Source organism: Actinomadura bangladeshensis, assembly GCF_004348335.1.
In the GTDB taxonomy this organism is placed as follows: Bacteria; Actinomycetota; Actinomycetes; order Streptosporangiales; family Streptosporangiaceae; genus Spirillospora; species Spirillospora bangladeshensis.
In genome coordinates this window covers 1-18,332 of record NZ_SMJW01000166.1, presented here as the reverse complement: position 1 = coordinate 18,332, position 18,332 = coordinate 1, and the positions used below count along the sequence as shown (strand labels likewise).

The 18,332-nt window shown below is 73.6% G+C and carries 21 protein-coding genes and 1 tRNA gene; 10 read left to right on the top strand and 12 right to left on the bottom strand.

The features are described 5' to 3' along the window. Positions 1-901 (bottom strand): MFS transporter (locus tag E1284_RS27245; RefSeq protein WP_131942997.1); only part of this gene is annotated, 901 nt, incomplete at its 3' end. 10 nt (positions 902-911) lie between these two features. Beyond that, on the bottom strand, positions 912-1,580 hold the full coding sequence (locus E1284_RS27240) for an LppX_LprAFG lipoprotein (RefSeq protein WP_243714770.1): 669 nt from the start codon (positions 1,578-1,580) through the stop codon (positions 912-914). Between the two features lie 168 nt (positions 1,581-1,748). On the opposite strand from E1284_RS27240, the gene E1284_RS27235 reads away from it, so the two are divergent. Continuing rightward, positions 1,749-1,822: transfer RNA gene (locus E1284_RS27235), tRNA-Ile, on the top strand. Positions 1,823-2,034: 212 nt separating this feature from the next. Here the strand turns inward: E1284_RS27235 and E1284_RS27230 are convergent. Then, positions 2,035-2,808, bottom strand: a complete 774-nt coding sequence (locus E1284_RS27230; protein ID WP_131942995.1) for an enoyl-CoA hydratase-related protein — start codon at positions 2,806-2,808, stop codon at positions 2,035-2,037. A gap of 64 nt (positions 2,809-2,872) precedes the next feature. Here E1284_RS27230 and E1284_RS27225 point away from each other — a divergent pair, with 64 nt between their 5' ends. Then, entirely contained in the window at positions 2,873-3,259 is a 387-nt protein-coding gene (locus E1284_RS27225; RefSeq protein WP_131942994.1) for a DUF7715 family protein, read from the top strand. 18 nt (positions 3,260-3,277) lie between these two features. Next, positions 3,278-3,568, top strand: coding sequence for an MTH1187 family thiamine-binding protein (locus E1284_RS27220; RefSeq protein ID WP_131942993.1), 291 nt, complete (start codon positions 3,278-3,280; stop codon positions 3,566-3,568). On the opposite strand, the gene E1284_RS27215 is transcribed toward E1284_RS27220, so the two are convergent. Then, positions 3,561-3,917, bottom strand: coding sequence for an STAS domain-containing protein (locus E1284_RS27215; protein WP_131942992.1), 357 nt, complete (start codon positions 3,915-3,917; stop codon positions 3,561-3,563). The two genes, E1284_RS27220 and E1284_RS27215, sit on opposite strands and share 8 nt — an antisense overlap. A gap of 32 nt (positions 3,918-3,949) precedes the next feature. Next, positions 3,950-4,675 (bottom strand): neutral zinc metallopeptidase, encoded by a 726-nt coding sequence (locus E1284_RS27210; protein WP_131942991.1) that lies wholly within the window; start codon positions 4,673-4,675, stop codon positions 3,950-3,952. A 171-nt stretch (positions 4,676-4,846) separates the two neighbouring features. On the opposite strand from E1284_RS27210, the gene E1284_RS27205 reads away from it, so the two are divergent. Genes E1284_RS27205 through E1284_RS27185 form a run of 5 tightly spaced genes read left to right on the top strand, consistent with a single transcriptional unit; the run spans position 4,847 to position 9,692 of the window. Next, the gene (locus E1284_RS27205; RefSeq protein WP_131942990.1) at positions 4,847-5,647 is read left to right on the top strand and encodes an ABC transporter ATP-binding protein; all 801 of its coding nucleotides are present in this window, start codon (positions 4,847-4,849) and stop codon (positions 5,645-5,647) included. Beyond that, positions 5,644-6,444 (top strand): ABC transporter ATP-binding protein, encoded by an 801-nt coding sequence (locus E1284_RS27200; protein ID WP_131942989.1) that lies wholly within the window; start codon positions 5,644-5,646, stop codon positions 6,442-6,444. Before E1284_RS27205 ends, E1284_RS27200 begins: the two co-directional genes overlap by 4 nt. Then, positions 6,441-7,331, top strand: a complete 891-nt coding sequence (locus E1284_RS27195) for a branched-chain amino acid ABC transporter permease (protein ID WP_131942988.1) — start codon at positions 6,441-6,443, stop codon at positions 7,329-7,331. Before E1284_RS27200 ends, E1284_RS27195 begins: the two co-directional genes overlap by 4 nt. After that, complete coding sequence (locus tag E1284_RS27190; RefSeq protein ID WP_243714769.1) at positions 7,324-8,424, top strand: branched-chain amino acid ABC transporter permease; 1,101 nt, start codon at positions 7,324-7,326, stop codon at positions 8,422-8,424. The genes E1284_RS27195 and E1284_RS27190 overlap by 8 nt, the downstream gene beginning before the upstream one ends. Further along, positions 8,421-9,692, top strand: a complete 1,272-nt coding sequence (locus tag E1284_RS27185) for an ABC transporter substrate-binding protein (protein ID WP_131942987.1) — start codon at positions 8,421-8,423, stop codon at positions 9,690-9,692. The genes E1284_RS27190 and E1284_RS27185 overlap by 4 nt, the downstream gene beginning before the upstream one ends. On the opposite strand, the gene E1284_RS27180 is transcribed toward E1284_RS27185, so the two are convergent. The 5 genes from E1284_RS27180 to E1284_RS27160 all read right to left on the bottom strand — a co-directional run bounded on the left by E1284_RS27180 (position 9,689) and on the right by E1284_RS27160 (position 14,582). Then, entirely contained in the window at positions 9,689-10,150 is a 462-nt protein-coding gene (locus E1284_RS27180; RefSeq protein WP_131942986.1) for a MarR family winged helix-turn-helix transcriptional regulator, read from the bottom strand. The genes E1284_RS27185 and E1284_RS27180 overlap by 4 nt on opposite strands. Beyond that, on the bottom strand, positions 10,147-11,586 hold the full coding sequence (locus E1284_RS27175) for an MFS transporter (RefSeq protein WP_243714768.1): 1,440 nt from the start codon (positions 11,584-11,586) through the stop codon (positions 10,147-10,149). Before E1284_RS27175 ends, E1284_RS27180 begins: the two co-directional genes overlap by 4 nt. A gap of 106 nt (positions 11,587-11,692) precedes the next feature. Further along, positions 11,693-12,499 (bottom strand): ABC transporter ATP-binding protein, encoded by an 807-nt coding sequence (locus E1284_RS27170; protein WP_131942984.1) that lies wholly within the window; start codon positions 12,497-12,499, stop codon positions 11,693-11,695. Then, positions 12,499-13,548, bottom strand: coding sequence for a FecCD family ABC transporter permease (locus E1284_RS27165; protein ID WP_131942983.1), 1,050 nt, complete (start codon positions 13,546-13,548; stop codon positions 12,499-12,501). The genes E1284_RS27170 and E1284_RS27165 overlap by 1 nt, the downstream gene beginning before the upstream one ends. After that, positions 13,545-14,582 carry a FecCD family ABC transporter permease gene (locus E1284_RS27160; protein WP_165965448.1) on the bottom strand — a complete coding sequence of 346 codons (1,038 nt, stop codon included), beginning with the start codon at positions 14,580-14,582 and terminating at the stop codon, positions 13,545-13,547. The genes E1284_RS27165 and E1284_RS27160 overlap by 4 nt, the downstream gene beginning before the upstream one ends. Positions 14,583-14,680: 98 nt before the next feature. On the opposite strand from E1284_RS27160, the gene E1284_RS27155 reads away from it, so the two are divergent. Both E1284_RS27155 and E1284_RS27150 read left to right on the top strand, forming a co-directional pair. Continuing rightward, positions 14,681-15,709 carry an ABC transporter substrate-binding protein gene (locus E1284_RS27155; protein ID WP_131942982.1) on the top strand — a complete coding sequence of 343 codons (1,029 nt, stop codon included), beginning with the start codon at positions 14,681-14,683 and terminating at the stop codon, positions 15,707-15,709. An 11-nt stretch (positions 15,710-15,720) separates the two neighbouring features. Further along, positions 15,721-16,551 carry a siderophore-interacting protein gene (locus E1284_RS27150; protein WP_131942981.1) on the top strand — a complete coding sequence of 277 codons (831 nt, stop codon included), beginning with the start codon at positions 15,721-15,723 and terminating at the stop codon, positions 16,549-16,551. A gap of 1 nt (position 16,552) precedes the next feature. Here the strand turns inward: E1284_RS27150 and E1284_RS27145 are convergent, their stop codons facing one another. Together E1284_RS27145 and E1284_RS27140 are read right to left on the bottom strand one after the other, a co-directional pair. Next, complete coding sequence (locus E1284_RS27145; RefSeq protein ID WP_131942980.1) at positions 16,553-17,167, bottom strand: response regulator transcription factor; 615 nt, start codon at positions 17,165-17,167, stop codon at positions 16,553-16,555. After that, on the bottom strand, positions 17,155-18,332 hold a 1,178-nt coding region (locus E1284_RS27140; protein ID WP_207923975.1), incomplete at its 5' end, for a sensor histidine kinase. The genes E1284_RS27145 and E1284_RS27140, both read right to left, overlap by 13 nt.

Below are 18,332 nucleotides of genomic sequence, written 5' to 3'. Positions count from 1 at the left end.
CCGTCGCGTCCTTGTGCAGGACGGTCTGCGCCACCAGCACGACGTCCACCAGCGTCACCATCAGCGCCGCACCCGACAGCAGGCTCACGCCCAGCACCGCCAGCAGCGGCACCCGCCGCACCCCCGACAGGTCGAACAGCCGCGTCCTCGCCCTGACCTCCCACAGGACGAACACCGCGAGCACCACCGCGCCCGCCGCGAGCACCGGCACCCCCCACGGCGGCAGCGCCGACTCCTCCGGCTCCGGGTTGTAGACGCCCGCCACCAGCAGCCCGAGGCCCAGCGCCAGCAGCAGGCCCCCGACGACGTCCACGCCGGGCCGCTCCCCCTCACCGCGCCCGCCCGGCACCGCGGCCTGCACCGCCGCCATCGCCGCCGCCACCAGCGGCACGTTGATCCAGAAGATCGCCCGCCAGTCCAGCACCGCCGCGATCCCCGCCCCGTACAGCGGGCCGAGCACGCTCCCGAGCTCCTGCGCGGCCCCCACCGCGCCGAGCACCACCGGCCGCTGCCGCTCCGCCCACAGGTCCCCGGCCAGCGCCATCGTCACCGGCAGCAGCGCGCCGCCCGCGACGCCCTGCACCACCCGTCCCGCCGTCAGCACCGGCACGTCCCCCGCCAGCGCCGTCACCACCGACCCCGCCGCGAAGAACAGCAGGCACCCCTGCAGCAGCGGCCGCCGCCCGAACCGGTCCGACAGCTGCCCGAGCAGCGGCATCGCCGCCACATAGCCCAGCAGGAACCCCGTCAGGACCGGCGTCACCCGCTCCAGCCGGTTGATCGGGATCCCGACGTCCTTCACCATCGGCACCAGGACCGTCGTCACCACATAGGCGTCCAGCGCGGCCAGCAGCACCACCGCGCCGCCCGCCCCGATCGCGACCCGGCGCCGCGTCCGCACCCCCGCCGCCCTACTTCGGCGCGCTGATCTTGTACGGGGCGTCGAACTCGGTGAACGAGATCACCACCGCGCCGCCCTTCGGGAACCGCCCGCGCACCTTCAGCAGCCGGTGATCGGCCCTCCCCACCCACACCTGGCCGTCCAGGTCCGCGCCGATCCCCGGAATCAACCCCGCGATCTGCGCCTTCGGCAGCTTCGCCCCCACCCGGTAGGCGTCCTCGCCGCCCACCTTCTCCACCGCCTGCGGCTCCGGCGACGCCGCCGACGACAGCAGCATCGGGATCCCCCGCTGCGGATCCAGCACCGCCGACGGGTCGTACATCGACGCCGCCAGCGCCTTCGGCAGCCTCCGCCAGCCGCCCGTCCCCGCGTCCAGGTAGATGCTGTCCCCCAGCGCGACGACCTTCATCTCGATGTTCTGGCCCTGCTGCTCGACCGTCAGCGTCCCCTGCGCGTCCCCGCTCCGCAGCAGCTTCATGTCGCCGCTCTTCACGATGACCGGCGTCTTGCCCTCCGACTCCAGCGTGAACCCGACGCTCTTCAACGCCCCCATCGCCTGCGCCGCCTGCCGGAGCGTCCCCGCGGCATCGAACTCCGCCTTCTTCCCGCCGCCACCGCCGCCGTCATCACACGCGCCGGTGAGCACCAGCGCCAGCAGAACGGGAACGACAACGAGCATGCGTCTGGACATACGCGGGACCCTACCGACGAGTCACCACACCCGTCACTCGCCTCCAAGTATGACTTCGCCCCGCCGAAAGGAGGATTCGACCACGCGTCGCGGCGCCCCTCCCCGCTAAGATTGCACGCGGCAAAACCCCCACCGGCACCCCGGGGGAACGGCCTCGGGGCGGTAGCTCAGCTGGTCAGAGCAGAAGACTCATAATCTTCCGGTCGCGGGTTCGAGTCCCGCCCGCCCTACAGAGTCGGGTGAGGTATGTCCGCGGAAGGCGCGGACCGTCACTCTTCCGCGATGCCTTCCCGGGGGGCGACCCCCGGACCCCCGATGTGGGGGCTCCGCCCCCACGCCCCCTCCCGGCCCAGGTCAGCGCGGTCCTCAGCCTTGCACGGGGCTGGTGTTCTCGGGGCTTCGCCCCTCGTGCTCAGGTTGCCGCTCATTTCGCTGGGGTGGGTCAGGCGGGCCAGGTGGGGTGGCGTTTCTCTAGGAACGCGTTCATTCCCTCTTGGGCCTCCGGGGTTTGGCTGGAGGCGGCCATTACCTCTATGGCGTAGGCGTAGGCGTCTTGTTCCGGGCGGTCCAGCTGGGCGTACATGGCCTGCTTGCCCAGGGCCTTGCTTCTCGGGCTGCCCTGGGTGGCTCTCGTGAGGAGTTCGTGGGTGGCCTTGTCCAGGTCTTCGTCCGGGACCGCGTAGTTGATCAGGCCCCAGTCGGCGGCCGTTGCCGCATCGAAGATCTCGCCGGTCAGGGCCATCTCGGCGGCGCGCTTGCGGCCGATGTTGTGGGAGATCGCCACCAGGGGCGTGTGGCAGAACCAGCCGCCCTTGCCGCCCGGAGCCGCGAAGCCCGCGCTCTCGGCGGCGACCGCCAGGTCGCAGCTCGCCACCAGTTGGCAGCCCGCGGCGGTGGCCAGGCCGTGGACGCGGGCGACGACCACCTGGGGAACCGACTGGATCGTGCGCATCAGGTCCGTGCAGACCCTGAGCAGGTCGCGGACGTCGGCGTGCGAGGCGCCCGCCATGTCGGCGAAATCGTGGCCGGCGGAGAACACCGGGCCGTTCGCGGCCAGGATGATGCCGCGTGCGTCGGTGTCCCCGGTCCGCTGGAACGCCTCAGTCAGGTCTTCGAGGAAGGTGCGGGAGAGTGCGTTGCGGCGCTTCGGGCGGTTCATCGTGATCGTGGTGAACGGGCCGTCGCGGTCCAGCAGGACGTCCTTGTCTTCGCTCATGCTTTGAACGTTATGTCAGACCCCCGTCGTACGGTGGGCGGGTCCGAGGACCGAGGGGGTTGCCTTGAAGCTGCTCACCGCCACCAACGTCGGCCAGGGATTGCGCGACAACGACTTCGACTGGTGCGTCGAGGGGGAACTCGTCCACATCGGGATGGTGTGCGCCCGCGACCGGGACGACCCGGACGGGGGCTGCGGCTGCGGCCGGTCCTTCGCCGGGCTCAACTCGCACCGCGCCACGACCACGGCGATGGTCAGGGAGGTGCCCGGGTTCACCGAGGACGATCATGTGCTGGCGATCCGGTCCAGCCTTGAGCAGCAGGGCTGCGACCCCTCGTTCGCCGAGCACGAGGCGGCGCTGCTGCGGTGCCTCGTGCGCGACTGGCCGGTGGGGGTGATCGTCGAGCGGCGGCTGGATGAGATCGTGGTGAGGCAGGTCGTCCAACCGTAGATTTTCCGGAGGTGCCCGATGCTCGTGGCGTTCTCGGTGACCCCGCTCGGGGCCGGGGAAGAGGTCGGTGAACTCGTCGCGGAGGCGGTCCGGGTGGTGCGGGCCAGCGGCCTCCCCAACCGGACCGACGCGATGTTCACCACGATCGAGGGTGAATGGGACGAGGTCATGGCCGTGGTGAAGGACGCCACCGACGCCGTCGCGGCCCGCGCGCCCAGGGTCGGGCTCGTGATCAAGGCCGACATCCGGCCCGGGGTCACCGGCGCTCTGGACGCCAAGGTCGAGTCGGTGGAGCGGCACCTCAGCTGAGCCAGTCCCTGATCTCCTCGTCGGTGCGCGGGAGGAGGCACCACAGCGCCTCCTCCATGGAGCGGCACAGGGGGACGTGCGCGTCCAGGCGGAGGATCCGGAACAGCCTGGCCACGAAGGGATGCACGCCCACCAGTGCCAGGGCCGTCCCGCGGGCGCACTGGTGGACCATGCGCAGCCCGTCCACGTCGATGAAGGAGACCCCGGAGAAGTCGAGGACGAGGGGGCGGCCGCTCAGCGCCCGCAGCCGCGGCTCGACGTCGCGGCACGACGCCCGGTCCAGCTCCCCGGCGAGCATGACGGTGGTGTGGCGGTCGCCCTCGATGACGACCATGTCCGCGGCGGTCATGACGCCATGATGCTCGGCGGGGACGCCCCCCGTCAGGTGAAGCAGGCCGGTACGCCGTTCTCGCCGCCGCGGGAGAAGCTGCGGAGCCGCTGGACGGCCGTGCCGTGGTCCCCGGGTTTCGTCCAGGGGGCCTTGTCGCCGATGACCTGGAACGCGTCCACGAGCTCCTGCTCGTCACCCGCCTCGAACCGCAGCGTGCCGTCGTCGGACGAGCCGTAGAGGACGGCCCCCGCCAGGCAGTCGGCCTGGAGTTCGGCGGCCGGCGACACCAGGCCGCGGCGGAGCCTCGCCTGGATCGCGTGGCCCCACTCGTGCGCGATCACCAGGTAGACCCACGCGTCGCCGCGTGCGTAGCCGGAGCGCATGAGGTGCGCGTCCCACGCCACGTAGTCGCCGGACGGGCAGTACGCCGCGTTGTCGCGCGTCAGGCGCTCCTTGCCGCACAGCGGCGCCGAGTTCGGGTCGCCGCCGTCGTAGAGGCCCACGACCCGCGGTGAGCTGTAGGCGCCGGTGAACAGCTCGGTCCAGTGCCGCCGCCAGTAGTCGTCCGTGGTCGCCTCGGCCGTGCGCAGGTCCTCCTGGAACCCGGCCTCGTCGAACGCGCCCGGCGCGGCCTGCCGCGGCGCGGGGGCGCCCTGCGCGGCCGGGCGCACCTGGCCGGGCGGCGGCCGCAGCTCGAACTGGCAGGCGCCCGTCAGCGCGAGCGCGGCGGCGACGGCGGCTCCGGTCCGCCATCGCCGCTGAACATTCTCCCTCATGACGGGACATACGCACGCGCACCGCCGGAGGGTCGAAGGCGCCGCGACTGTGCTCGCCGCACAACCCGGACGACGGCCGGTTGGACCCCAGCCCCGTCTTGCCCGCGGCCCGTAGACGCAGGTCGGCGGCCCGTGCTGGGCTGCCCGCCACACGAACTTACGGAGGGGCGAATGGCGAACGGGACCCTCGCGGTCCGCGATCTGTCGGTGAGCTACGGGCGGGCGGTGCGGGCCCTGCGCGGCGTCTCGCTGGACGTCCCGGCGGGCTCGGTCACGGCCGTGCTCGGCGCGAACGGGGCGGGCAAGACGACGCTGCTCCGGGCGATCTCCGGGACGCTGCCGTTCCACCGCGGGGCGGTGGACGCCGGCGCGGTCCGCCTCGGCGACCGGTCCCTCGTCGGGCTGCACCCGGCCACCATCGTGGCGGCCGGGGTGGTGCAGGTGCCGGAGGGGCGGCGGGTGTTCGGCCGGCTCAGCGTGGAGGAGAACCTGCGGGCGGGCGCGCTCGGCGCGCCCGGCCGGGGCGCCGCGGCCAAGGCTCACGGGCGGGTGCTGGAGCTGTTCCCGGTGCTCGCCGAGCGGGCCCGGCAGCGGGCCGGGCTGCTGTCCGGCGGCGAGCAGCAGATGCTCGCGATCGGGCGGGCGCTCATGGCGTGCCCGTCGGTGCTGCTGCTGGACGAGCCGACGCTCGGCCTGGCACCGCTGATGGCCGAGCGGATCGCCGAGACCGTCCGGGAGATCAACCTGCAGGGCACCGCGATCCTGCTGATCGAGCAGAACGCCGCGCTGGCGCTGGAGCTGTCGTCGGAGGCGCACGTGCTGGAGGTCGGCGCGGTCACGCTGCACGGGCCGTCGGCGGAGCTGGCCGCGAGCGACGAGGTCCGGCGGCGCTACCTCGGCGTCGGCGCCGAGGAGGACGAGGACGGCGGCGACTCGGTGCCGCCGCCGTCGCTGGAGCGGTGGGCCGGATGAGCGAACTCGTCGTCGAGGGGCTCACCGTGCGGTTCGCCGGGCTGACGGCGCTGGACGGTGTCGGTTTCACCGTGGCGGAGGGCAGCGTCCACGCGGTCATCGGGCCGAACGGGGCGGGCAAGTCGACGTGCTTCAACGTGCTGTCCGGGGTGTACCGGGCGAGCGAGGGCAGCGTCCGGTTCGCCGGCGCGGAGCTGACCGCGCTGCCGCCGCACCGGATCGCGGGCCTCGGCGTGGCCCGGACGTTCCAGAACATCGCGCTGTCCCGGCACCTGTCCGTCGAGGACAACCTGATGCTCGGGCGGCACCGGCTCACCAGGGCCGGGTTCGCGTCCGCGGGGCTGCGCCTGCCGCGGGCGCGCCGCGAGGACGCCCGGCACCGCGCCCGCGTCCGCGACATCGCCCGGTTCGTCGGGGTCGGCGAGCATCTGGCGGCGCCGGTGGGGCTGCTGTCGTACGGCGTCCAGAAGCGGGTCGAGCTGGCCCGCGCGCTCGCGATGGAACCCCGGCTGCTGCTCCTGGACGAGCCCGTGGCGGGGATGAACGGCGCGGAGCGGCGGCGGATGGCCGAGGTCATCGGCCGGGTCCGCGCCGACCTCGGCGTCTCGGTCCTGCTGGTCGAGCACGACATGGGCATGGTCATGCGGCTGGCCGACGAGGTCACCGTCCTGGACTTCGGCCGGCGCATCGCGGGCGGCGCACCCGAGCGGGTGCAGCGGGACCCGGCGGTGATCCGCGCCTACCTCGGCGCCGCGCACGAGCCGCGCGAGACCGCCGATTCGGAGGGAAATCCTTGAGCACGTTCATCGAGCTGGTGGTCAACGGGGTCTCGGCGGGGTCGGTGTACGCGCTGATCGCCCTCGGCTTCGTGATCATCTTCAAGGCCACCGAGGTGGTCAACTTCGCGCACGCGTCGCTGCTGCTGGTCGGCGGCTACGTGACGGCGGTCCTGCACGACGACATCGGGTTCCTCGCGGCGCTCGGCGCGGGCGTCGCCGCGGCGGCGGTCGCGGGCGCGCTGGTGGAGTTCCTGGTGCTGCGCCGCGCCCGCGTCGAGGACCAGGCGGTGCTCGCGATCGTCACGATCGGCGTCGACATCGTGCTGACGACCGCGCTCACGCGGGAGATCGGCACGCAGGTCCTGTCGATGGGCGACCCCTGGCAGGACGAGATCGTGGAGGTGGCGGGCGTCGGCATCGCGCAGACCCGCATCGCCGCGTTCGCGGTCGCGTCCCTGCTGATCGCGGCGTTCCTGCTGGCGTTCCGCTACACCTCGTGGGGCGTGGCGATGCGGGCGGCGGCCGAGGACGGGGAGACGGCGGCGCTGATGGGCGTCCGGCTGACCCGCGTGTCGCTGGCGGCATGGGCGGTCGCGGGGGCGCTCGCCGCGGTCGCGGCGCTGTTCCTCACCGTGTTCCCCACGCCGGGCCTGGACCGCAGCACCTCGTTCGCGGCGATGAAGGCGTTCCCCGCCGCGATCCTCGGCGGGCTCGACTCGACGACGGGCGCCCTGGTCGGCGGGCTGATCGTCGGGCTCACCGAGTCGCTGGTGACCGGCTACCAGGGCGACCTCGCGTTCATGGGACGCGGCATCGGCGAGGTGGCGCCGTTCGTGGTGATGCTGCTGGTCCTGCTGGTCCGCCCGGCCGGGCTGTTCGGGACGAGGGAGCTGTCGCGTGTCTGAACGTCCGCTCCGCACCGCGGCCGCGCTCGGCGGAACGCTGGTCCTGCTCGCCATGCCCTTCTACCTGGACGCCTTCTGGCTCCAGACCGGCCTGTTCGCGATGTCGGCGGCGATCGGCGCGATCGGCCTGAACCTGCTGACCGGCGCGACCGGGCAGCTGTCGATGGGGCACGCGTTCTTCCTCGCGGTCGGCGCCTACGGGTACGTGTACCTGGCGTCCGAGGGCGGGCCGCACGCCGCGGGCCTCGGGCTGCCGACGCCGCTGGCCTTCATCGGCGCGATCGTCCTCGCGGGCGTCGCGGGCGGCCTGTTCAGCCCCATCGCCGGACGGCTGCGCGGCGTCTACCTCGGCATCGCCTCGCTCGCGCTGATCTTCATCGGGCAGCACGTGCTGTTCAACGCCGAGACCGTCACCGGCGGGTTCAACGGGCGGGACGTCCCGCCGCTGGAGCTGGCCGGGTTCCGCTTCGACGACTCCCCCGAGCTGGTGCTGTTCAACGTGCCGCTCGGCGCGCTGGAGCGGCTGTGGTTCCTCGCCGTGCTGCTGCTGGTCCCGGCGGCGTGGATCGCGCGCGGCATCGTGCGCGGCCGGCCGGGGCGGGCGATGAACACGATCCGCGACCACGAGACGGCGGCGGCCGTGATGGGCGTGCCGGTGGCGCGCTACCGGGCCGGGGTGTTCGTGCTGTCGTCGATGTACGCGGGGGCCGCCGGGGCGCTGCTGGCGCTGGCGTTCCGCCGGACCGTCCCCGACTACTTCGGCATGTTCCTGTCCCTGGACTACCTCGCCATGATCGTCATCGGCGGGCTCGGCACCGCCGCGGGGGCGATCGCCGGCGCGGTGTTCGTGTCGGTCCTGCCGCAGCTGCTCACCCGCTTCGGCGACGACCTGCCGCTCGTCGCCGCGCCGGGCTCCGCCGGGGTCTCCCCCGCCGAGGCCGCCCGGATCCTGTACGGCGCCGCCGTCGTCGCCGTCGTCCTGTTCCTGCCCGGCGGCCTGGCCGGGATGTGGCCGCGGCTGCGCACCGCCGCGTCCCGGCGCCGGGCCGCCCGTCCCCTCACCCGACTCGAGCAAGAGGAGCAACCCACATGAACCGAACGGCACGTCTCACGGCGGTCGCCGCCCTGGCGCTCGCGCTGCCGCTGAGCATGGCGTCCGGCTGCAGCGGCAAGGCGACCGGCGGGTCCGGCGGCACCGGGAAGGACGGTGTCAAGACCGGCCCCGGCGTCGGCGACGACACGATCCGCGTCGGCGCCGCGACCGACCTGACCGGCGTCTACGCCCCGCTCGGCAAGAGCCTCACCCAGGCGCAGCAGATGTACTTCGAGCAGGTCAACGCGCAGGGCGGGATCTGCGGACGCAAGGTCGAGCTGGTCGTCCGCGACCACGGCTACGACGTGCAGAAGGCGGTCGCCGGGTACAGCGAGATGCAGTCGAGCGTCATCGGCCTCACCCAGTTCGTCGGGTCGCCGATGGTGACGGCGCTCAACCAGCGGATCACCTCCGACAAGATGTTCGTGATCCCGAACGCGTGGGCGACGACGCTGCTCGGCAACAAGTACATCCAGGTCACCGGGACCACCTACGACGTCGACATGATCAACGCCCTGGACTTCCTGACCAAGGAGAAGGGGATCGGTAAGGGCGACAAGATCGGTCACGTCTACTTCGAGGGCGACTACGGCGAGAGCGCGCTCGCCGGGTCGAAGTACGCGGCGGGCAAGCTCGGTCTCACGCTCGTCGAGCAGAAGATCAAGGCGACCGACAACGACATGACCGCGCAGGTGTCGGCGCTGAAGGACGCCGGCGTGAAGGCGATCCTGATGAGCGCCGGGCCGAAGCAGTCGGCGTCCCTGGCGGGCGTGGCGCGGGCCAAGGGGATCACGGTGCCGATCGTGGCGAGCAACTCCGGGTTCTCCCCGCAGCTGCTGCAGACCCCGGCCGCGCCCGCGCTGCTGAAGGACTTCTACCTCGCCAGCGCCGGCGCGCCGATCTCGTCCGACCTGCCGGCCATCAAGAAGCTGGCGGACGACTACGGCAAGAAGTACCCGGGGCAGCCGCGCGACAGCGCGGTCGTCAACGGCTACACCGGCGCGGTGATCTTCGCGGACGCGCTGAAGAAGGCGTGCGAGGCCAAGGACCTCACCCGCGAGGGCCTGATCACCGCGCACCGGTCGACGACCGCGCACGACGGCGGCTACGGCACCCCGATGGACTTCTCGAAGGTGGACGAGCCGGGCACCCGCAAGACCTACATCCTGCGGACCGACGCCAAGGCGCTCGGCGGCCTGGTCGTCGAACGGGACGCGCAGGAGTCCGAGACCGCCGAGACCTACAAGGTCCCGTCGGGAGCGGCCTAGGCACCGCCGGGGGTCGTGGACTCCCCCAGCAGATGGAGGGCGATCCGGTCGAGGACGGCGAGGTCCTCGGCCGGGAGCCCGTACAGCTCCGGCGGCGGGGTGGCGAGGATGCGCTCGGCCTCCGCCGCCGCGGCGCGCCCGGCCTCGGTCGCCGTGACGAGCTTGGCGCGCCGGTCGGCCGGGTTCGGGGCGCGCTCGACGAGGCCGCGCCCGACCAGGTCGTCCACCACGACGGTGGCGTAGGGGCGGTCGGTGAGCAGGAGCCCGGCGACGTCGCCGAGCGTGAGCGGCTCCGCCGCGGCGGCGATGCGGCGCAGCGCCTTGGCCCGGAAGAAGCTCATGCCGAGCGCCTCGGCGACCTTCCGGCGCATGTCGTTGCGCTCGTGGAACACGACGCCCAGGTTGCGCCAGGCGCGCGCGGCGACATCGACGGCGGGCTCGGTGGCGGGCTCGTTCATCGGGTGCTCGCTCCCGTCACGTGGGGTCCCTCCGGGGCCGGGTCGCCGGCGTCGAACAGCTCGGTCACGCGCGCGGTGCTGCGCGCGGCCCGTCGGCCGGTGGTGACCGTGCCGAGCACGAGGACGGCCGCCGCGCAGCCGGCCAGGATCCAGTATGCCGGGCGGGCGGCGGACACGAAGGCGTCCGCGCCGGGCGCGCCGGAGGCCGCGCCCGACACGGCACCGGACGTCCCGGCGGCGAGCACCGCGCCGATCACCGCGACGCCGAGCGCCTGCCCGATCTGCCGGCTGGTGGACGCGACGGCGGCGGCGACCCCGGCCTGGGCGCGCGGCATCCCGGACACGGCGGTGTTCGTGATCGGCGAGTTGATCATCCCGAACCCGATGCCGAACAGCACATAGGACGCGAACAGCGTGACGTCACCGGTCTCGGCGTCGAACGCGGCGAACAGCAGCCCGCTGGCGAGCATCGCGGCCCCGGCGATCTGCAGCGGCAGCCGGGGGCCGCGGCCGCCGACCAGGCGTCCGGACAGCGGGGAGACCGCGGCGGTCATCGCGGCCATCGGCAGCAGGTACAGCCCGGCGTGCAGCGCCGACATGCCCCGGACGTTCTGCAGGTAGAGCGTGTTGAGGAAGAGGAACCCGCCGAGCGCCGCGAACCCGCTGATCGCGATCAGCGTCGCGCCCGAGAACGGCAGGCTGCGGAAGAAGCGCAGGTCGATCAGCGGCTGGGGGGCGCGCAGCGCGTGCAGGACGAACCCGGCGAGCGAGGCCGCGGCGAGCAGCGCGGCGCCGTAGACGGCCGGGTCGCCGATGCCGCGTCCGGGCGCCTCGATGATCGCGTAGGTCAGCGTCCCGAGCAGCACGATCATGAGCGCCTGGCCGAGCGGGTCGGGCCGGCGCGGCCGCCCGGCGCGCGACTCGGGGACGAACAGCGCGGTCAGCGCGAGCGCGGCGAGGCCGATCGGCACGTTCAGCCAGAAGATCGACCGCCAGCCGACGGAGTCGACGAGCAACCCGCCGACGAGCGGCCCCATCGCCATGCTCAGCCCGACGACGGCGCCCCACACGCCGATGGCGCGGGCCCGCTCGCGCGGCTCGGTGAACACGTTCGTGATGATCGACATGGCGACCGGGTTCAGCATCGACCCGCCGACGGCCTGCACGACGCGGGCGGCGACGAGCCAGCCGAGGGACGGCGCGAGGCTGCACAGCACCGACCCGGTGACGAAGAGCGCGAGGCCCGTCTGGAACACCCGGCGGCGCCCGATCCGGTCGGCGGTCGAGCCGGCGAGCATCAGCAGCGAGGCGAGGACGATCAGGTAGGCGTCGATCGTCCACTGCAGCCCGGACAGCGAGCTGTCGAAGTCGTGCTGCAGGGTGGGCAGCGCGACGTTGAGGATCGTGTTGTCCAGGCTGACGATGAGCAGGCTCATGCAGCAGATGCCGAGGACCAGTGACCTGCGGCGATGGCTGAGTTCGGGCACCGCGGTCCAATCGTTGTAGACCTACAAACGTTATAAGCCTACAACTAATTCGCGGTCAGTGCAGGGCTGGGACCCGGCCGCGCGCGGCCGGGATGACGAGCGGCGTCCCGGTCTCCGGGCAGTCGATCACCCGGCACGGCAGCCGGAACACCTCCTCGACCAGCTCCGACGTGACGACCGCGGCCGGGTCGCCCGCCGCGACGATCCGGCCGTCCCGCATGGCGATCAGGTGCGTGGCGTACCGGGCGGCGTGGTTCAGGTCGTGCAGGACGGCGACGACCGTGCGGCCCTCCTCGTGCAGCCGCGCGCACAGGTCCAGGACCTCGATCTGGTGGGCGATGTCGAGGTAGGTCGTCGGCTCGTCCAGCAGGAGCAGCGGGGTCTGCTGGGCGAGCGCCATCGCGATCCACACGCGCTGCCGCTGGCCGCCCGACAGCTCGTCCACGTGCCGCTCGGCGAGGTCCTGGACGCGGGTCGCGGCCATCGACTCGGCGACGACCCGCTCGTCCTCCCGCGACCACTGCCGCAGCAGGCTCTGGTGCGGGTACCGGCCGCGCGACACCAGGTCGGCGACCGTGATGCCCTCCGGCGCGATGGACGACTGCGGCAGCAGCCCGAGCGTCCGGGCGAGCTTCTTGGCGGGCCAGCCGGCGATGGGCCCGCCGTCGAGCACGACCGTCCCGGCCGCCGGCTTCAGGATCCGGGCGAGCGCCCGCAGCAGCGTCGACTTGCCGCACGCGTTCGGGCCCACGATGACCGTGAACGACCCGTCCGGGACGGCGACGTCGAGGTCCTCGGCGATGGTGCGCTTGTCGTAGGCGAGGGTGAGGCCCGTGCCGGTGAGGCGTGCTTTCTCGTCCATCAGATCCGTCCCGTCTTGCGTTCGGTCACGAGGAGCCAGACCAGGTACCCGCCGCCGAGGAGGCCGGTCACGACGCCGACCGGGAGCTGGCGCCCCGGGAAGGCGTGCTGCGCGACCCAGTCGGCGGCCACCAGCAGCGCCGCGCCCATGCACGTCGCGGGCAGCAGGTTGGGGCCGGTCGTGCGGGTGAGGCGGCGGGCGAGCTGCGGCGCGGTCAGCGCGACGAACGCGACCGGCCCGGCCGCCGCCGCGGCGAGCGAGGTGAGCAGCACGGCCGCGGTCAGCATGACCAGCCGGACCCGCTCGATCGGGACGCCGAGGCCGTGCGCGGCGTCGTCGCCCATCTCCAGCATCCGCAGCGCCCGGCCGCAGCCCGCCATGACGAGCGGCCCGAGGACGGCGAGCGCCGCGAGCACGGGCGCGGTGTCGGCCCAGTCGCGGCCGTCGAGGCTGCCGGTCAGCCACAGCACGGCGCGGGCCGCCTCGGTGATCTGCGCCTGGGTGAGTAGGTAGCCGTTCAGGCCGGTGAGGATCGCCGCCACGCCGATGCCGACGAGGACGAGCCGCTGGCCGTGCGCGCCGTGCCGTCCCGCGACCGCGAACACGACCAGGCCGGTGAGCAGGCCGCCGCCCGCCGCGCCGGCCGCGACCGCGGCGGTGCCGCCGCCGGTCAGCACGATCACCGCGAGGACGCCGCCCGCCGCGCCCTGGGTGAACCCGAGGATGTCCGGGCTGCCGAGCGGGTTGCGGGTGAGCGACTGGAAGATCGCGCCCGCCAGGCCGAGCGCGGCCCCGACGGCGAGCCCGGCGGCCACCCGGGGCAGCCGGATCTCGTTGACGATCAGCGAGTCGGCGGGCGTGCCCTGCCCGAGCAGGGTGCGGACGACGTCGGCGGGGCTCATCGGGAAGTCGCCGCTGCCGATGAGCAGGACGCCCGTCCCGAGCGCCACCGCCAGGCAGAGCGCGGCGACGGCGAACCCGCGCGGGCGGAACCGGAACGACGCCCCGGCGGGCGTCCGGACGACGGCGAAGTGCGGCCCGCGGCTCATGAGAGGCCCTTCCGCGGGCGGCGGACGAAGTACAGGAACACCGGCCCGCCCGCGATGACCATCACGATGCCGACCTGGACCTCGGACGGGCGGGCGGCGACGCGCCCGAGGACGTCCGCCGCCAGCATCAGCGCGGGCGACAGGATCGCGCAGAACGGCAGCAGCCGGCGCAGGTCGGGGCCGGTCAGCGCGCGGACGAGGTGCGGCACCATCAGCCCGACGAAGATGATCGGCCCGCAGGCCGCCGTCGCCGCGCCGCACAGCAGGGTGACCGCGGCGATCGCGGCGATCCGGGCGCGGCCGGGGTCGGCGCCGAGCGCGCGGGCGGCGTCCTCGCCCATCGCCATCGCGTTCAGCGGGCGGGCGAGCAGCAGCGCGAGCACGAGGCCGACCGCGACGAACGGGGCGACGCGGACGACGGTGTAGTCCTGCGCGGCGGCGAGGGAGCCGACCGTCCAGAAGCGCATCCGGTCCAGGGACGCGGTGTCGAGGAGCTGCACCGCGTTCACATAGGAGTACAGCGCGGCGTTGAGCGCGGCCCCCGCGAGCGCGAGCCGCGCCGGGGTGGCGCCGCGCCCGCCGCCGACCGCGTAGAGCAGCACGGCGACCGCGCCGGCGCCCGCGAACGCGAACCACACGAAGCCGGTGAACGAGGTGATCCCGAGGAACGAGATCGCCGACACGACGGCGGCCGCGGCGCCCGCGTTGATGCCGAGGATGCCGGGGTCGGCGAGCGGGTTGCGGGTGAGCGCCTGCATCACCGCGCCGGCCAGCCCGAGCGCCGTCCCGGCGAGCAGGCCGAGCAGCGTGCGCGGGAGGCGCATCTCGTGGACGAGCGTGTACGCGGCCGAGCCGGGGTCGACGAGCCCGTCCCACACCTGCCCGAGCGAGAGCGGCTTCGCGCCGACGGCGAGGCTGAGCGCGACGGCGGCGAGCAGGAACAGGACTCCGCCGCCGAGTCCGGCCGCCCGCCATGCGCGACCGGGGGGTGCGGCCGGCCGCTCGGCGAGCGGGCGCGGCGTGGTCGACAGCACCTGGCGGGCCTCCTCTGGACAAGATCTTAGGTTAGGTTAACCTAAGTGCCCATCGGTCCACTATCCGGCCACCGTAATTGATTCAGGAGAAAGTTCGCATGTCGCATATCGGTGCTCGCCCCCTCACCCGCCGTGCCGTCCTGGGCGCCGGCGGCGCCTTCGCCCTCGGCGCGCTGATCAGCGCGTGCGGCGGCGACGACGGTTCGGGCGGCACCGCCTCCCCCGGCGGCGGCGCCTGGACGTTCACCGACGACCGCGGCACGAAGGTCGACCTCAAGAAGCGCCCGCAGCGGATCGTCGGCTACTCCGCCACCGCCGCCGCGCTCTACGACTTCGGCATCGACGAGCAGATCGTCGGCGTGTTCGGCCCGACCAAGCTGAAGGACGGCAGGCCCGACCCGCAGGCCGGGAACCTGCCCGTCGACCGGCTGGAGATCATCGGCAACGCGTTCGGCGAGTTCAACATCGAGAAGTACGCCGCGCTCCGCCCCGACCTGCTCGTCGACAACATGTTCATCCCGGGCGAGCTGTTCTACGTCCCCGCGGAGAGCAAGGACAAGATCTACGCGCTGGCGCCGAGCGTCGCCATCGCCGCCGGCTCCGTCCCGCTGCCGAAGCCGATCGAGCGGACCGCCGCGCTCGCCGCCGCGCTCGGCGCCGACCTGAAGGCGCCGAAGGTCACCGCCGCCAAGGCCCGGTTCGAGAAGGCCGCCGAGGCCGTGCGCGCGGCGGCGAAGGCCAAGCCGGGCCTGAAGGTGCTCGCCGCGTCCGGGAGCCCCGACCTGTTCTACGCCTCCAGCCCGGCCAAGAACACCGACCTCATCTACTACACGGAGCTCGGCGTCGACCTGATCGTCCCGGACAAGCTGGGCGAGGACGACTACTTCGAGAGCCTGAGCTGGGAGAACGCCGACAAGTACAAGGCCGACCTCATCCTGCTCGACTCCCGCACGCAGGCACTGCAGCCGAAGGACCTGGAGTCAAAGCCGTCCTGGAAGGACCTCCCCGCGGTGAAGGCCGGCCAGGTCATCCCCTGGAACGCCGAGCCCCGCTTCTCCTACGAGGGCTGCGCGCCGCTCCTCGAAGCCCTCGCGACCGCCATCAACTCCGCGAAGAAGACCGGCTGAAAGGCGGCACGATGACGACTCCGGCCCACCCCTACGCCTTCTTCGACGTGCACGTGGCCCGGTCCGTGCGGCTCGGGCCGTCCATGGTCCGGATCACCCTGGGCGGGACGTCCCTGGACGGCTTCGCGACCGCCGGGCGCGACCAGCGCTTCAAGCTGTTCCTCCCGCACCCGCACCAGGACGCGCCGGTCATGCCGGAGAACGGCGACGGCGCCACCTGGTTCAACGACTGGCGCGCGCTGGACCCGGCCGAGCGCGGCATCATGCGCTCGTACACGGTCTGCGACCACCGCCCCGGCGAGCTGGACGTCGACTTCGCGCTGCACGGCAACGGCACGTCCGGGCCGGCGTCGCGGTGGGCCTCGGCGGCCGCCGAGGGCGACCGCGTCACGATCCTCGCCCCGACCGGCCCGGACAACGGCGGCTACGACTTCCGCCCGCCGCCCGGCGCCCCGGTCGTGATCGCGGGCGACCTGACCGCGCTGCCCGCCATCGCGGGGAACCTCGCCTGGCTGCCCGCCGGGACGCCCGCGCAGGTCTTCATCGACGTCCCGCACCCCGAGGACCGCCGCGATCTGCCCACCGCCGCCGACACCGAGGTCGCCTGGGTCTCCCCCGGCACCCTCGTGGACGCCGTCCGCGGCGCGAAGGTCCCGGACAGCGCCTACGCGTGGATCGCCGGCGAGTCCAGCGCGGTCAAGGCCCTGCGCCGGCACCTGGTGAAGGAGCGCGGCCTGGACCGCCGCGCCGTCACCTTCACCGGCTACTGGCGCCGCGGCGCCTCCGAGGAGGACCTGCTCGCCGAATACGAGGCCGGCGGCAGCCCCGCCACCGAGGAGTGAGTCAGGGGGCGGGGATGAGGCCGTGCTGGAGGGCGGTCATGACGGCGGCGGTGCGGTCGGAGACGCCCAGTTTGGTGAAGATGCGCAGGAGGTGCGTCTTCACCGTCGCCTGGCCGATGTAGAGGCGCTCGCCGATCTGGGCGTTGGTGAGGCCCTCGGCGACGAGGGCGAGCACCTCCGCCTCGCGCGTGGACAGGACGGGCGGCGCGGGAGTCTCGTCGACCGCCGCGAGGCGCGCCGACACCTCGGGCGACAGGACGCGCCGGCCCGCCGCGGCGTCCCGGACGGCCGCGGCGAGGTCGGCGCGCGACGCGTCCTTCAGCAGGTAGCCGGCGGCGCCCGCCTCGATCGCGCGGACGATGTCGGCGTCGTCCTGGAACGTCGTCAGGACGAGGATCCGGTGGCCGGGCAGGCGCTCGATCGCGCTCACGCCGTCGCCGGACGGCATCCGCAGGTCCATGAGGACGACGTCCGGGGCGATGCGGGGGACCAGCGCGACGGCCTCGTCCCCGGACGCGGCCTCGCCCGCCACCTCGATGTCCGGCTCGGCGGCCAGCATCCCGCGCAGCCCCTCCCGGACGATCGGGTGGTCGTCCACGATCATCACGCGGAGCACGGGATCACCGCCTCGACCACGGTGCCGTCGCCGCCGGTGACGGCGAACGCCCCGCCGGCCTGCTCGACCCGGCTCCGCATGCCGCGCAGCCCGAACCCGCGCTCGACCGCGTCCGGCGCGAACCCGCGCCCGTCGTCGGCGACCGTCAGCCGCACGGCGTCCCCGTACTCCAGGCGCACCTTCACCTCCGTCGCCTCGGCGTGCTTGCGGACGTTCGCGAGCGCCTCCTGCGTCACCCGCAGCAGGACGACCTCCACGGCGTCCAGCGGCCGCGGCTCGCCCTCGACCGCGAGGTCGGCGGGCAGGTCGAAGTCGCGGGCCATCCGCCGCAGCGCCTCCACCAGGGAGCTGCCGTCCAGCGCGGGCGGCGCGAGCGCCGCGACGAGGCCCCGCGTCTCGGCCAGGTTCTCGCGCGCCGACCGCAGGGCCAGCTCCAGGTGCCGGTTCGGCCCGACCTCGGCCTCCGCCGCCTGCAGCAGCATCGTGATGGACGTGAACCCCTGCGCGATCGTGTCGTGGATGTCGCGGGCCAGCCGCTCCCGCTCGGCGAGCACGCCCGCCTCGCGGCTGACCTCGGCCAGTTCGCCGCGCGTCCGGTCCAGCTCCTCGATGAGGCGCTTCCGCTCGTGGTTCTGGTGGCCCATCCGCCCGATGAACACCGCGAGCAGCCCGCTGCACGCGATGCCCGCCGCCACGATGACGACCGTCGTCGCCGTGCCCGCCCCGGACTCCGCCAGCCCCAGCCCGACCGGCCCGGACAGCAGCACGAGCATCAGCGCGAACCCGCGCCCCGCCCCGTACATCATGTAGACCTGCGGCGCCAGCGCGGCGAGGGCCGTCGCCGTCACCGGCGCGAGCACCGTCGCGGGCACGAACATGCAGATCAGCGCGACCGCGTAGATCTTGCAGCCGGGCCGGGGCAGTTCCTGCGACCGGAGCGCCTTCCGCCCGATCGCCACGTACGCCACGCTCAGCAGGACGAGCAGCGCGACCGCCGCCGACCGCCGCCCCGGCGCCACCTCGTCGGCGGTCGTCGCGGCGATGGTCCCGACCAGCACCATCGCGAAGTAGGCGTCCCAGAACGGATACGAGCGCCGCCAGACGTTCTCCGCCCGCGCCACCGGCTCCCCGGCCATGCCGCACCCCTCCGGGTCCTGTCTCTTAT